This is a genomic window from Hydrogenophaga sp. YM1, assembly GCF_016903055.1.
In the GTDB taxonomy this organism is placed as follows: Bacteria; Pseudomonadota; Gammaproteobacteria; order Burkholderiales; family Burkholderiaceae_C; genus Hydrogenophaga; species Hydrogenophaga borbori.
In genome coordinates this window covers 34,370-48,352 of sequence record NZ_CP070223.1, presented here as the reverse complement: position 1 = coordinate 48,352, position 13,983 = coordinate 34,370, and the positions used below count along the sequence as shown (strand labels likewise).

The window sequence follows — 13,983 nt, the reverse complement described above, 5'->3', positions numbered from 1 at the left end:
ACATGATGCATGAATAAGGGGAAGGACCACATGCGCGAATTCGAAATCAACTGCGCCAGCCGGCTCAACCGCCAGGGCGGGCACGAACACATCACCCACCTGGGCCACATCGCCAACCACTGGCGGCTGTCGCTCGAATCCATGGTCCGGCGCATCGAGTCGGGGACCGAGGGGTACTACCTGCTCGACCGAAAGACGGGCGAGCGCCTGCGCCTCGCGGTGGTGCGCGAGCCGGGGCACACGCCCTACCTGCGCACGCGGCGGGCGGACGGCTGGACCGACCACCTGCTCACGCTGCCGGAATGCGGACGAAGCTGTGCGCTGATCGGCTGAGGCGGCTTACTGCAGCAGCCCGCCGGCCATGGCCCGCAGTTCGGGGCTCAGGTGCTCAGTCCAGCCCAGCTGCTCGGCCATGTGGCACACCACCCAGCGGGCTTCGGGGGGCGAAAGCACGCTGTCGGGCTCTTCGCCCGCCAGTTCGAGCAGGCCCTCCAGCACCTTGTCGATCACGTCGGGCTCGGTGATGCCGAGCTTGAACTGAACCTCCTGGGCGCGCGTGACGAGGGCGTTGGCCATGTCGTCGCAGACCTCGAAGCGGCGGGCGATGTGCTGGGCCAGCGGGGCGGGCCGCTGGCCCGGGCGCGTCTGCAGGCGAATGAAGCTCTCGGGTATGTGAATCTGGGAAGCGTCGTCCATGGCGCGAATGATGTCGGAATCGGCGCACGCCGTCACGGCGCGCGGGCCGACGGCGGGGTCGGACCTGTCCGACGCACGGGCGACTGTCGCGTGGAGACGATCAAGTCACACGGAACCCTTTTGTCACAAACACCGCTCCATGGCCTCCATGACCCTCTTCGACGCCCTGCGCCAGAGCCACGACCTGCAGCGCCGCCTGTGCCGCCGGCTCGTGCGCATCAAACCCCAGGACCGCGACACGGTCTTCCTCACATTGAAGGTCGAGCTGGAGGCCCACGCCGCGGCCGAGGAACGTTTCCTGTACGTGCCGATGCTGATGACCAACCCCGGCCTCAGCGCCTCGCGCCACGCCCTGGCCGAGCACCACACCATCGAAGAGCTGTGCGAGGACCTGAGCGTGCCCGACAAAGGCACCGCGGCCTGGCTGGCGACGGCCAAGCGGCTGAGCGACAAGGTGCACCACCACCTGCGCGAGGAGGAGCGCAAGTTCTTCCAGCTCGCGGGCAAGCTCATCAGCGAGGCGGACAAGCTGACCCTGGGCCGCAGCTACCTCAAGGACCTGGTGCACATGCGCCAGCACTACGCGCAGGCCTACAAGAGCCTGGCCGTGGACCGCCAGGGCGCGGTGGTGCCAGCCGCCAGCTGAGGCGGCGCCGGCGGGCCTGTCACGCAAAGGGTGGTGTCGCCGAGCGCGGCGGTCGGGGAACCGTTCGGCCGTGGCATGCTCTGCCCCCTCGTCACTTCCGACGGTCTCTCCCTTTTCCGCTCTCAGGTTTCATGAACGCTCTCAACGCCCTCTTCGATCAACCGCGCTTCGGTGTGCTGCTGCTGCGCTGGACCCTGGCCATCCTCATGCTGTTCCATGGCTGGGCCAAGATCACGGGCGGTGTCTCGGGCATCGTGGGCATGGTCAGCGCGCATGGGCTGCCGGGCTTCCTGGGCTACGCGGTGTACCTGGGCGAGGTGGTGGCGCCGCTGATGCTGCTGGTGGGTTTCTGGGTGGTGCCGGCCGCGCTGGTGGTGGCCATCAACATGGTGGTGGCGCTGGTGCTGGTGCATTCGGGCCACTTCCTGGGCCTGGCCAGCAGCGGCGGCTGGCGCCTGGAGCTGCAGGCCTTCTTCCTGGTGAGCGCGCTGGTGGTGGCGTTCACGCACCGGCTCGGCCCGCAGCGCTGAGCGGGCGCGGCGGGCCCGCACACGCCGCGCCCGCTGCGCAAAAGGCCCGGCCGATAATCCGGCGCACCGCACCCGCACCGCCGCCGACCACGATGCCCGCCCCACGCCGCGCCGCCGCCCCCAGCCACCCCGACGCCGACAGCAGCGCGGCCCGCGCGGCCATCCTCGCGGCGGCCCGCGCGGAGTTTTCCGCCAAGGGCCTGACGGGCGCGCGCGTCAACGAGATCGCGGCGCGCGCCGGCGTCAACAAGCAGCTCATCTACTACTACTTCGGCAGCAAGGAAGACCTGTACCGCACGGCGCTGGAGGTGGTCTACACCGAGATCCGGACGCAGGAGCGCAGCCTGAACCTGGGCGACATGAAGCCCGAGGAGGCCATGGCCGCGCTCATCGGCTTCTCCTTCGACTACCTCGCGCAGCACCCCGACTTCATCGGCCTGCTCAACCACGAGAACGCGCAGGGCGCGCCGCACGTGCGCGACTCCAGCGCCATCCGCGACACCAACTCGCCGCTGATCGAGCTGATCGCCAAGACCCTGGCGCGCGGCATCCGGGCCAAGGTGTTTCGCCGCGGCATCGATCCGGTGGAGCTGTACATCTCGGTCGCGGGCATGTCGTACTTCTTCTTCTCCAACCGCCTCACCCTGGCCTCGATCTTCGATCGCGAGCTGCAGTCGGCGGCCGCGGTCAGCGCCTACCGCGCGCACGTCGTGGCCTTCGCCATGGCCGGCCTGCGCGTCTGATCCGTCAGGCCACCGCCGGGGGCGGGCGTCCATGCTCGCATACCCCAATCCCCGATTTCAACCAAACGGTTGACGCCGCCGGAACGCGCCCATATGCTCATTCCATCGAGTTTGAGAAAGGGCGATTCCATGCACAGCCAGCCATCCGGGGGAACGCCCCAGCACCGTGTCGCGCTGCTGGACCCGGCGCAGCTGCCCGAGCGCTTCGAGTCGGTCGAGGCGTTGGAGGAGTTCCTGTCGCGGCCCAGCCAGGCCCTGATCGACGACCTCGCGCAGGTGGACGGCGACCTCATGATCCTGGGCGTGGCCGGCAAGATGGGCCCCACGCTCGCGCGCCTGGCCAAGAACGCCGCGCCGCACAAGCGCGTGATCGGCGTGGCGCGCTTCAGCGACCCCGAGGTGCGCCAGCGCCTGGAGGCCTGGGGCATCGAGACCATCACCGCCAACCTGCTGGACCGCGCCGCCATCGAGGCCCTGCCGCGCGTGCCCAACATCGTCTTCGCGGCCGGCCACAAGTTCGGGGCCAAGGACAACCAGGCCCTGACCTGGGCCATGAACACGCACGTGCCGGCCCTGGTGGCCGACACCTTCCGCGGCGCGCGCATCGTGGGGTTTTCCACCGGCAACATCTACCCGCTCACCACCGTGGGGCGCCAGGGCGCCAGCGAGAAGACGCCGCCCGCGCCCCTGGGCGAGTACGCGCAGTCCTGCATCGGGCGCGAGCGCATGTTCGAGTACTTCTCGGCCCAGCACGGCTCGCCCGGGCGCCTGTTCCGCCTGAACTACGCCATCGACATGCGCTACGGCGTGCTGTACGACATCGCCTCCAAGGTCCACCGCGGCGAGGCCGTGGACGTGACCATGGGCCACGTGAACGTGATCTGGCAGGGCGACGCCAACGCGCAGGTGCTGCGGTCCCTGCGCCACTGCACGGTGCCGGCCACGCCGATCAACTGCACCGGGCCCGAGACCTTGTCGGTGCGCTGGCTGGTGGACGAGTTCGCGGCGCGCCTGGGCGTGCCGGCCCGCGTGGTCGGCCAGGAGGCGAGCACCGCCCTGCTGTCGGACACCACGCTGGCCTGCCGCCTGTTCGGCTACCCGCTGGTGCCGCTGGGCGCCATGCTCGACTGGGTGGCCGACTGGGTGAAGCGCGAACAGCCCGCCTTCAACAAGCCGACCAAGTTCGAGGTCAGGGATGGCGCCTTCTGAGGCCCTGACCCTGGTCGTGCTGGGCCCGGCCGACGCGCCGGATGGCCTGGCCTTGTCGGAGGCGGCGGGCTGGAACCAGACCGCCGAGGACTGGCGCCTGTTCGTGCGCCAGGGCCGGGTTTTTGGCCTGCGCGAGAACGAGGCGAACCGCCTGGTCGCCACCGCGGCCGCGCTGCCCTACGCCGGCGGCCTGGGCTGGATCTCCATGGTGCTGGTCGCGCCCGAGTGGCGCCACCAGGGCCTGGCCACCCAGCTCGTGCAGCACGGCATCGCCCACCTGCGCGCGCTGGACGCGACGCCGGTGCTGGACGCCACGCCGGCCGGTCAACCGGCCTACGCGCGCCTGGGCTTCGAGGCCGGCTTCGCGCTGGCGCGCTGGGAAGGCGTGCTGGCGGCCGCGCCGCCGGCGCCCGGCACCGGCCTGGCCGACGCGATCACCATCGCGCGGCTCGATGCGCTGGCCAATGGCTGCGACCGCGGCGCGCTGCTGATCGACTTTCTGCGCCGCCCCGGTACGCGCGCCTGGGTCGAGCCGGACGGCCATGGCTTCGTGCTGGCCCGTCAGGGCCTGCGCGCCACGCAGCTGGGGCCGCTGGTGGCGCCCGACGAGGCCTTGGCCCTGTCGCTGCTGCGGCGCGCGCTGGCCGATCTGCGCGGCCCCGTGTTCCTCGACGTGCCCGAGCGCTGGATCGCGCTGACGGCCTGGCTGCAGCACAACGGCTTCGTCCGCCAGCGCGGCTTCGCGCGCATGGCGCTCGGCGCCGCCCCCATCGCCGCCGTCCACCCGCGGCTGTTCGTCGTCGCCGGCCCCGAATTTGGTTGAGTCCCATGAGCCCCACCCGACCGCCCGAAGGGGCTCGCCCCGCAGTGCACCGCACGGAGGTTACCCAGTGAGCCTGAGCGCCACCCAAGTCCAACACACCCGGGCGCTGCTGCAGCGCGGCCTGGCCATCCCGGCCCACCCGCTGGCGCTGAACGCGCAACGCCAGCTCGACGTGCGCCGCCAGCGCGCGCTCAGCCGCTACTACCTCGACGCCGGCGCGGGCGGCCTGGCCGTGGGCGTGCACACCACGCAGTTCGCGATCCGCGAGGTCGGCCTGTTCGAGGAGGTGCTGCGCCTGGCGATAGACACCGCGCGCGCCTGGGTGCCGGCCAGCCGCCCGCTGGCCATGGTGGCCGGCGTCTGCGGCCGCACCGAACAGGCCGTGGCCGAAGCCCGCCTGGCCCTGGGCCTGGGCTACAACGCCGGCCTGCTGAGCCTGGCCGCCATGAAGGGCCAGAGCGAGGACGCCCTGATCGCCCACTGCGAGGCCGTGGCGCAGGAGATCCCGCTGGTGGGCTTCTACCTCCAGCCCGCCGTGGGCGGCATGGACCTGAGCGCCGCCTTCTGGGCGCGCTTCGCCGCCATCCCCAACGTGGTGGCGATCAAGGTCGCGCCCTTCCACCGCTACCGCACGCTCGACGTGGTGCGTGGCCTGGTCGAGGCGCGCGCCGAAGACCGCGTGACGCTCTACACCGGCAACGACGACCACATCGTGCTGGACCTGCTCACGCCCTTCACCGTCATGCGCGACGGTCAGCCGGTGACCGTGCGCTTTCGCGGCGGCCTGCTCGGCCACTGGTCGGTCTGGACCTCGGGCGCGGTGCGTTTGCTCGAGCAATGCCAGGCGGCGGCGCGCGAGCCGGCGGTCTCGGCCGAGATGCTGGCACTGGACAGCCGCGTCACCGACTGCAACAGCGCTTTCTTCGACGTTGCCAACAACTTCCACGGCTGCATCGCCGGCTGCCACGAGGTGCTGCGCCGCCAGGGCCTGCTCGAAGGCATCTGGTGCCTGGACCCCAACGAAGGCCTAAGCCCCGGGCAGAAGGAAGCCATCGACCGCGTCTGCGCCCAGCACGCCGACCTGGCCGACGACGCCTTCGTGGCCCAGGGGCTGAGCCGCTGGCTCGCGTGACGGCCGCGCCCACAGGAGCACCCATGAACCAGAACAAGGCCCTGCGCTGGACCCTTCACTACCTGCCCGCCATCGGCCTGTTCGCGGGCTTCATCCTGCTGTGGCAACTGGCGGTGTCGGTGTTCGGCATCCGCGAGTACCTGCTGCCCGGTCCGTACGCCGTGTGGCAGTCCATGCTCAGCGACGAGATCCCCTGGCTCAGCCACGCCTGGATCACGGGCGTGGAGATCCTCGGCGCCTTCCTGCTGGCCGGCGTGGCCGGCGTGGCGCTGGGCATGGCCATCGCGTGGTCGCAGGGCATCTCGCGCGCGCTCACGCCTTTCCTGGTGTTCGTGAACACCCTGCCCAAGGTGGCGATCGCGCCGCTGTTCCTCATGTGGCTGGGCTACGGCATCCTGCCCAACATGCTGATCGGCGCGCTCATCGGCTTCTTCCCGGTGGTCATCAACACCGCCGTGGGCCTGACCCAGATCGACCAGGACCTGGTGGACCTGGGCCGCGTGTTCAGCGCGCCCAAGTGGAAGGTGTTCCTGAAGATCCGCATCCCCAACGCCTACCCCTACATCCTGAGCGCGCTCAAGGTCACCGCCACCTCGGCGGTGGTGGGCGCCGTGGTGGGCGAGTTCGTGGCCTCGCAGAAGGGCCTGGGCTACGTGATCATCACCACGCAAAGCAGCATGAACACGCCGGCCGCCTTCGCCGCGCTGGTGTGGATCTCCGTGCTGGGCCTGCTGCTGTATGGCCTGGTGGCCCTGCTGTCGCGCCTGCTCGCGCCCTGGGCCGAAGAGGCGCCGCGCTGAGCGCATCCCACTGTTCAGATCCCCGTCCGCCCCCCACCCCGTCCTCCGAAAGGAACACACCATGACCACCCGGATCGCCGCCCCCCTCGCCGCCGTCTGCGCGGCGCTGCTCGCGCTGCTGCCCACCGCGGCCAGCGCGCAGGCGAAGGAAAAGTTCACCTTCGCCCTCAACTGGTTCGCCGTGGGCGACCACGCCGCCTACTGGGTGGCGCTCGACAAGGGCTACTACGCCCAGCGCGGCCTGGACGTGACGCTGGAAAACTCCAAGGGCTCGGGCGACTCCATCGCCAAGGTCGACACCGGCCGCGCCGACGCCGGCCTGGCCGACGCGGTGCCGGTGATCTCGGCCAACTCGCGCGGCGCGCGCGTGAAGATGGTCGGCATGGTGTTCGACAAGACGCCCATGACCTTCTTTAGCCACGCCGACAAGCCGCTGCTCAAGCCCAAGGACCTGGAAGGCAAGACCGTGGCCGCGCCCGCCGGCGACAGCCAGCGCCTGGCCTTTCCCGCCTTCGCGCGCCTGAACCAGATCGACCCGGCCAAGGTGACCTGGGTCAACATCGAGCCCACCGCCAAGGTGGCTTCCATCGCCGAGAAGCGGGTGGACGGCGTGGCCGACTACACCACCGGCCAGCCCTTCTACGACAAGGCCATGGGCCCGGGCAAGGCCGTGCGCCTGCAATGGGCCGACTACGGCTTCGACCTCTACGCCATGTCCATCATCGCGGGCGAGAAGACCATGGCCGAGAAGCCGCAGCAGCTCAAGGCCTTCCTCGAGGCCTCCTACATGGGCTGGCGCGACGTGATGGCCAACCCCAAGGAGGCCCTGGCCATCTTCAAGAAGCGCGTGCCCGAGATCGACGTGGCCATCATCGAGGCCAACATGCAGATGGGCTTCGACCTGATGCGCACCAAGAACTACGCCGACAACGGCATCGGCTGGATCGACGAGAAGAAGATGTGCGCGTCCACCGACATCGTGAACACCTACATGGGCCTGCCGAAGAAGGTGGACTGCAAGGACGTGTTCAACCCCGCCTTCTTCACCAAGGTGGCGATGCCGCTGGCGGTCAAGTGAGCGCAGTGAACGCACGGGTCCTCATCGAAGTCGACCAGGCGGGCATGGTCTACCAGGCCGACAGCGGCCCGGTGGAAGCCCTGCGCGACATCTCCCTGCGCATCCACGAGGGCGAGTTCGTCGCCCTCGTGGGCCCCAGCGGCTGCGGCAAGTCCACGCTGATGCGCGCCATCGCCGGCCTGCGCCCGGTGACCAGCGGGCGCATCGTGGTGGACGGCGTGCCGGTGGACAAGCCCATCCCGCAGGTGGGCATGGTGTTCCAGGCCGCGCTGCTGCTCAAGTGGCGCACGGTGCTGGACAACGTGCTGCTGCCGGTGGAGCTGTCCGGCGGCAACCCCGCGCAGTACCGCGAGCGCGCCCACGCGCTGCTCAAGATGGTTGGCCTGGGCGACTTCGCCGACAAGCGCCCGGGCGAGCTCTCCGGCGGCATGCAGCAGCGCGCCTCGCTGTGCCGCGCCCTCATCATGGACCCGCCCATCCTGCTGATGGACGAGCCCTTCGGCGCCCTGGACGCCATGACGCGCGACGAGATGAACATCGAGCTGCTGCGCATCTGGGGCGAAAGCGCCGGCGGCGGCGCGCGCAAGACCATCGTCTTCGTCACCCACTCCATCCCCGAGGCGGTGTTCCTCGCCGACCGCGTGGTCGTCATGTCGCCGCGCCCCGGCCGCGTGGCCAACATCCGCGCGGTGGACATTGCGCGCCCGCGCACCGCCGAGACGCGGGCCGACCCGGCGCTCGGCCGCCTGTCCTTCGAGCTCTACACCGAACTCTCGGGCGCCACCGGCCGGCGCGAGACCCGGGCCGGCCCGCAGTGGTGAGCCGCGCGCGGCGCTGAAGGACCGGCCCCGTGCGCCTTGCCCTGTGCAACGAGGTCCTCGCGCCCTGGCCCTTCGCGCGCCAGTGCGAGTGGGCCGCGGCCGTGGGTTACCAGGGGCTGGAGCTGGCGCCGTTCACGCTGGGCGAGGCCGCGTGGCGCCTGCCGGCCAGCGAACGCACCGCCCTGCGCCGCGCCGCCAGCGACGCGGGCATCCGGGTCTCGGGCCTGCACTGGCTGCTGCGCCAGCCCGAGGGCCTGTCCATCACCTCGCCCGACGCCGCCGTGCGCGCGCGCACGCTGCAGGTGCTGCGCGGCCTGGTCGATCTCTGCGCCGAACTCGGCGGCGAGGTGCTGGTGCACGGCTCGCCCGCGCAGCGGCGCCTGACGCCGGGCGACGCAGCCGGCGCGCGCGAGCGCGCCGCCGAGGTCTTCGCCGCGGTGGCGGAGCACGCGCAGGCGGCGGGCGTCACCTACTGCATCGAGCCCCTGGCGCCGCCGGAGGCCGACTTCATCCACACCCTGGCCGAAGCCGCCACCCTCGTGCGCGCCATCGACCGGCCCGCGCTGCGCACCATGCTCGACTGCTGCGCCGCCGCGCGCGCCGAGGCCGAGCCGGTGCACGGGCTGCTGGCGCGCTGGCTGCCCAGCGGCCTGCTGGCCCACGTGCAGGTGAACGACCCGAACGGGCGCGGCCCCGGCCAGGGCGCGCTGGGCTTCGCCGACATCCTTCGCGCACTGCGCCGGCACGGCTACGCCGGCTGGCTGGCCGTGGAGCCCTTCGACCACCACCCCGATGGCCCGGCCGCCGCCGCGCGCGCCATCGGCTACCTGCGCGGCCTGCTGGAGGCCCTGGACTGAATGAACGACACGCCCGCCCCCCGCCTGAACGTGCTGTCCGTCGAGCGCTTCGAGTCGCCCTACCGGCTGCGCCTGCCGTTTCGCTTCGGCGTCATCACCGTGACCGAGGGCCGCCAGGCCATCGTGCGCGTGCGCGTGCGCCACGAGGACGGGCGCGAGGGCACGGGCTACGCCGCCGAGGCCCTGGGCGCCAAGTGGTTCGACAAGAACCCCGCGCTGAGCGACGCGCAGAACCTCGACCAGCTGCGCAAGGCCTTGGAGCTGTGCGAAGACGCCTACCTCGCGGCGCCCGCGCTCAGCGCCTTCGACCTGTACGCCGAGCACTACCGCCCGCTGCTGGACGCCGGCGCCGCCATCGGCCTGAACCCGTTGGTTACCAGCTACGGCCCGGCCCTGCTGGACCGCGCCGTGCTCGACGCGCTCTGCCGCATCGAGGGCCTGAGCTTCTGGCAGGCCATGCGGCACAACCGGCCCGGCCTGCGCGCGCACGCCATCGCGCCCGACCTCAAGGGCTTCGAGTTCGCGACCTTCCTGCGCGGCCTGGAACCGCTGCACACGCTGGCGGTGCGGCACACCGTCGGCCTGCTCGACCCCATCGTGGCGGCCGACCAGGCGAGCGGCGCGCGCGTCAACGACGGCCTGCCCGAAACCCTGGAAGAGGTGGTGGCCACCTACGGCAACCGCTACTTCAAGCTCAAGGTTTCGGGCCAGGCCGAGGCCGACCTGGAGCGCCTGCGCCGCGTCGCCTCGGTGCTCGATCGCCTGGATGAACCCTATTTCGCGACCCTGGACGGCAACGAGCAGTACGGCGACGCCGAGGCCATCGCCGATCTGTGGCGGCGCATGGCGGCCGATCCCGCGCTGCGCCGCCTGTGCGAGGCCACGCTGCTGATCGAGCAGCCCATCCGGCGCCAGGTGGCGCTGGCCCAGCCGGTGGCGGCGCTGGCGCGCCACAAGCCGGTCATCATCGACGAGTCCGACGGCGACCTCGACGCCTTTGCACGCGCGCGCGCCCTGGGCTACACCGGCGTCTCGTCCAAGGCCTGCAAGGGCTTCTACAAGTCGGTGCTGAACCTGGCGCGCTGCCAGGTGTGGAACCGGGCCGAGGGCCGGCCGGTGTACTTCATGTCGGCCGAGGACCTGACCACGCAGCCCGGCATCTCCGTGCAGCAGGACCTGGCGCTGGTCAGCCTGCTGGGCATCGCGCACGTGGAGCGCAACGCGCACCACTTCATCGACGGCTTCAACGGCCGCCCGCCGGCCGAGGCCCAGGCCTATGGCGCCGCGCACCCGGACCTGTACCACGAGCAGAACGGCCACGTGCGCCTGCGCATTCGGCGCGGGCAACTGGCCCTGGGCTCGCTGGCGGCCGCGGGCTTCGGCTCCGCCGTGGACCCCGTGCTGGACGGCACCGCGCCCATGGCGCGCGCCGACTGGCCCCCCGCCGCGCCGGAGCACGCATGAGCCCCGCCGCACCGTTCCCCCGGGGCTCGGCCCCGCCCTGCGCCGCATGGAGGTGTGCCCCGTGAGCATCGACCGCTACGAAGAACACGACGGCCTGGGCCTGGCCGCGCTGGTGCGCCGGGGCGAGGTGGCGCCGCAGGAACTGCTGGACGCCGCGCTCGCGCGCATTCAGCGCCACAACCCGCGGCTCAACGCCGTGGTCACGCCGCTGCACGACGCGGCGCGCGCCGAGGTCGCGCGCGGCCTGCCGCCCGGTCCCTTCCAGGGCGTGCCCTTCCTGGTGAAGGAGCTGGTGGCCTCGGTGGCCGGGGCCGCCACCACCGCGTCCTCGCGCCTGTTCGCGCGCCAGATGCCGGCGGCCGACAGCGAGATCGTGGCCCGCATGCGCCGCGCGGGGCTGGTGATCGTGGGCAAGACCAACTCGCCGGAGTTCGGCCTGTCGCCGGCCACCGAGTCGCTGCTCTACGGCGTCACCCGCAACCCCTGGGACACCGCGCTCACGCCCGGCGGCTCCAGCGGCGGCGCGGCGGCGGCCGTGGCCTCGGGCATGGTGCCGGCGGCCCACGCCACCGACGGCGGCGGCTCCATCCGCATCCCGGCCTCGTGCTGCGGTCTGTTCGGCCTCAAGCCCACGCGCGCGCGCATCAGCGCCGGGCCCGAAGGCGGCGAGGGCCTGAGCGGCCTGGCCCACCAGCACGTGGTGAGCCGCAGCGTGCGCGACAGCGCGGCCCTGCTCGACGCCCTGGCCGGGCCGATGCCGGGCGACCCCTACCAGGCGCCGCCGCCCGAGCGGCCCTACCTCGACGAAGTGGGCCGCGCGCCCGGGCGCCTGCGCATCGCCTTCGCCCGGACCGCGCCCACCGGCGTGCCCGTGGACCCGGCCTGCGTGGCGGCGGTGGAAGACGCCGCGCGCCTGTGCGAGCAGCTGGGCCACCACGTGGAAGAGGCCTCGCCCGACTTCGACGCCCCCGCGCTGGAGCGCGGCTTCGAAATGGTGTTCGCCACCAACACCATGGCCAACATCGCGCGCGCCACCGGCGGCGCATTGCCCGACCGCGAGCTGGTGGAGCCGCTGACCTACGCGCTGGCCGAGGCCGGGCGCGGCGTGAGCGCGAGCGACTACATCCTCAACCTGCACGCGCTGCACCGCCAGGCGCGGCGCATCGCCGGTTTCTTCGAGCGCCACGACATCTGGCTCACACCCACGCTGGCGCAGACGCCGCGCCCGCTGGGCTGGTTCGACATCCGCTCCAGCGACGTGCGCGCCTGGATGGACCGGCTGGCCGCCTACCTGCCCTTCACCTACCCCTTCAACGTCACCGGCCAGCCGGCCGCCTCGGTGCCGCTGCACTGGACGCCGCAGGGGCTGCCGATCGGCTGCCAGTTCGCGGCGCGCTACGGCGAAGAGGGCCTGCTGCTGCGCCTGTGCGCGCAGCTCGAAGCGGCCCGCCCCTGGTTCCACCGGCGCCCGCCGGTGAGCGGGCTGGCGCATGGACACTGACGAGGTCGACCTGCTGGTCATCGGCGGCGGCGTGGCGGGGCTGACGGCCGCGCTGGTGGCGGCCATCGAAGGCCTGAGCGTGCTGGTGTGCGAGAAGACCGGTCAGCTGGGTGGCACGGCGGCCAGTTCGGCCGGCACGGTGTGGGTGCCGGGCAGCAGCCAGAGCCAGCGCGCCGGCCTGGCCGACCCGCTGGAGGGCGCGCGCCGCTACCTGGCGGCCGAGATCGACACCGACAGCGGGGCCGACCTGCGCGAGGCCTTCCTCGCCACCGGCCCGCGCGTGCTGGACTACCTGGAGCGGCATTCCGACGTGGTGTTCGCGCCCGCCGCGCGCCACCCCGACTACCACGACCGGCATGCCGGCGCGGCCATCGGCGGGCGGGCCCTGGTGGCGCGCCCCTTCGACGGGCGCCTGCTGGGCGCCGACTTCGCGCGGCTGCGCCCGCCCCTGCGCCACATGATGGTGCTGGGGGGCCTGTCGGTCAGCAAGGACGACGTCGCGCCGCTGCTGCGCCCGTTCGCCTCCTGGCGCGCGCTGCGCCATGTGCTGGCCCTGCTGGCCCGGCACGCGCGCGACCGCCTGAGCCACCCGCGCGGCACGCGGCTGGTGATGGGCAATGCGCTCATCGCGCGCCTGCTGCACAGCCTGCGCCAGCGCGGCGTGGACCCGCTCACCGGCGTGGACGTGCGCGCGCTGCACCAGGAAGGCGGCGCCGTGACCGGCGCCACGCTGACGCACGGCGGCCGCGAGCGCCGCGTGCGCGCGCGCCGCGGCGTGGTGCTGGCCTGCGGCGGCTTCGGGCACGCGCCCGACTGGCGCCAGCGCCTCCTGCCCCAGCCCGCGCACACGCATTCGCTGATGGCCGAGGGCAACACCGGCGACGGCCTGCGGCTGGCACAGGCCGTGGGCGCCGCGGTCGATGAGACCGGGCACCGCGCGCCGGCCTTCTGGGCGCCGGTGTCGGTGCGGCAGGGCGCGGACGGCGCGCCGCAGCGCTTCCCGCACTTCGCGCTGGACCGCGCCAAGCCGGGCCTGATCGCCGTCGACGCGCGCGGCCGGCGCTTCGTCAACGAGGGCGACTCGTACCACGACTTCGTGCTGGCCATGCAGGACGCGTCGGCCGTGCCCGCGCACCTGATCTGCGACGCCCGCTTTCTGCGCCGCTACGGCCTGGGCCTGGTGCGCCCCGGTGCCTGGCGGCTGGGCCCATTCGTGCGCGACGGCTACCTGCGCCGCGCGCCGACCCTGGCCGCGCTGGCGGCGCAGCTCGGCGTGGACGCCGAGGGTCTGCAGGCCACGGTGGCGCGCCACAACCGCTTCGCGGCCACGGGAGTCGACGAGGAGTTCGGCAAGGGCACGAGCGGGCTCAACCGCTTCAACGGCGACCCGGACCACGGCCCCAACCCCTGCCTGGGCCCGATCGCCACCGCGCCGTTCTACGCGGTGAGCGTGTGGCCGGGCGACGCCGGCATGAGCGTGGGCCTGAGCACCGACGCCGACGCCCGGGTGCTGCGGCCCGATGGCCAGGCGATCGATGGCCTGTACGCCTGCGGCGCCGACATGGGGTCCATCATGCGCGGGCGCTACCCCGGGCCGGGCGTCACCCTGGGGCCGGCGCTGGTGTTCGCCTGGCGCGCGGTGAGGCACGCGGCGGCGGCGCCGGCCTGAACGGGTGCGCCGCC

At 72.5% G+C, this 13,983-nt stretch carries 15 protein-coding genes; 14 read left to right on the top strand and 1 reads right to left on the bottom strand.

What is annotated here, in order from left to right; genetic code table 11:
• Positions 1 to 30 precede the first annotated feature (30 nt).
• Positions 31 to 333, top strand: a complete 303-nt coding sequence (locus tag JNX00_RS00230; protein WP_204743752.1) for a DUF3892 domain-containing protein — start codon at positions 31 to 33, stop codon at positions 331 to 333.
• A gap of 6 nt (positions 334 to 339) precedes the next feature.
• Here JNX00_RS00230 and JNX00_RS00225 read toward each other — a convergent pair whose 3' ends face one another.
• Positions 340 to 696, bottom strand: coding sequence for a hypothetical protein (locus JNX00_RS00225; protein ID WP_070399852.1), 357 nt, complete (start codon positions 694 to 696; stop codon positions 340 to 342).
• Between the two features lie 139 nt (positions 697 to 835).
• On the opposite strand from JNX00_RS00225, the gene JNX00_RS00220 reads away from it, so the two are divergent.
• The 13 genes from JNX00_RS00220 (at position 836) to JNX00_RS00160 (ending at position 13,969) form a co-directional block, all read left to right on the top strand.
• Complete coding sequence (locus JNX00_RS00220) at positions 836 to 1,342, top strand: hemerythrin domain-containing protein (RefSeq protein WP_239478221.1); 507 nt, start codon at positions 836 to 838, stop codon at positions 1,340 to 1,342.
• A 131-nt stretch (positions 1,343 to 1,473) separates the two neighbouring features.
• A complete protein-coding gene (locus tag JNX00_RS00215) occupies positions 1,474 to 1,872 on the top strand; it encodes a DoxX family protein (RefSeq protein ID WP_070399668.1) in 399 nt (132 codons plus the stop codon).
• 92 nt (positions 1,873 to 1,964) lie between these two features.
• A complete protein-coding gene (locus tag JNX00_RS00210; RefSeq protein ID WP_070399669.1) occupies positions 1,965 to 2,615 on the top strand; it encodes a TetR/AcrR family transcriptional regulator in 651 nt (216 codons plus the stop codon).
• A 129-nt stretch (positions 2,616 to 2,744) separates the two neighbouring features.
• Positions 2,745 to 3,824: an NAD-dependent epimerase/dehydratase family protein gene (locus JNX00_RS00205; protein ID WP_139147068.1), complete on the top strand. Its 1,080-nt coding sequence runs from the start codon at positions 2,745 to 2,747 to the stop codon at positions 3,822 to 3,824.
• On the top strand, positions 3,811 to 4,647 hold the full coding sequence (locus JNX00_RS00200; RefSeq protein ID WP_204743751.1) for a GNAT family N-acetyltransferase: 837 nt from the start codon (positions 3,811 to 3,813) through the stop codon (positions 4,645 to 4,647). The genes JNX00_RS00205 and JNX00_RS00200 overlap by 14 nt, the downstream gene beginning before the upstream one ends.
• Before the next feature lie 67 nt (positions 4,648 to 4,714).
• Positions 4,715 to 5,779, top strand: a complete 1,065-nt coding sequence (locus tag JNX00_RS00195) for a dihydrodipicolinate synthase family protein (protein WP_204743750.1) — start codon at positions 4,715 to 4,717, stop codon at positions 5,777 to 5,779.
• A 23-nt stretch (positions 5,780 to 5,802) separates the two neighbouring features.
• Positions 5,803 to 6,579, top strand: coding sequence for an ABC transporter permease (locus JNX00_RS00190; protein WP_070399671.1), 777 nt, complete (start codon positions 5,803 to 5,805; stop codon positions 6,577 to 6,579).
• A gap of 61 nt (positions 6,580 to 6,640) precedes the next feature.
• Complete coding sequence (locus JNX00_RS00185) at positions 6,641 to 7,657, top strand: ABC transporter substrate-binding protein (protein ID WP_070399672.1); 1,017 nt, start codon at positions 6,641 to 6,643, stop codon at positions 7,655 to 7,657.
• 5 nt (positions 7,658 to 7,662) lie between these two features.
• Positions 7,663 to 8,478, top strand: a complete 816-nt coding sequence (locus tag JNX00_RS00180) for an ABC transporter ATP-binding protein (protein ID WP_239478220.1) — start codon at positions 7,663 to 7,665, stop codon at positions 8,476 to 8,478.
• Between the two features lie 29 nt (positions 8,479 to 8,507).
• Positions 8,508 to 9,335, top strand: coding sequence for a sugar phosphate isomerase/epimerase family protein (locus JNX00_RS00175; protein WP_204743749.1), 828 nt, complete (start codon positions 8,508 to 8,510; stop codon positions 9,333 to 9,335).
• Positions 9,336 to 10,799 (top strand): mandelate racemase, encoded by a 1,464-nt coding sequence (locus JNX00_RS00170; protein ID WP_204743748.1) that lies wholly within the window; start codon positions 9,336 to 9,338, stop codon positions 10,797 to 10,799. It abuts the gene before it with no gap.
• A gap of 61 nt (positions 10,800 to 10,860) precedes the next feature.
• A complete protein-coding gene (locus tag JNX00_RS00165; RefSeq protein WP_239478219.1) occupies positions 10,861 to 12,300 on the top strand; it encodes an amidase in 1,440 nt (479 codons plus the stop codon).
• Positions 12,290 to 13,969, top strand: a complete 1,680-nt coding sequence (locus tag JNX00_RS00160) for an FAD-dependent oxidoreductase (protein WP_204743747.1) — start codon at positions 12,290 to 12,292, stop codon at positions 13,967 to 13,969. The genes JNX00_RS00165 and JNX00_RS00160 overlap by 11 nt, the downstream gene beginning before the upstream one ends.
• The last annotated feature ends 14 nt before the right edge of the window (positions 13,970 to 13,983 follow it).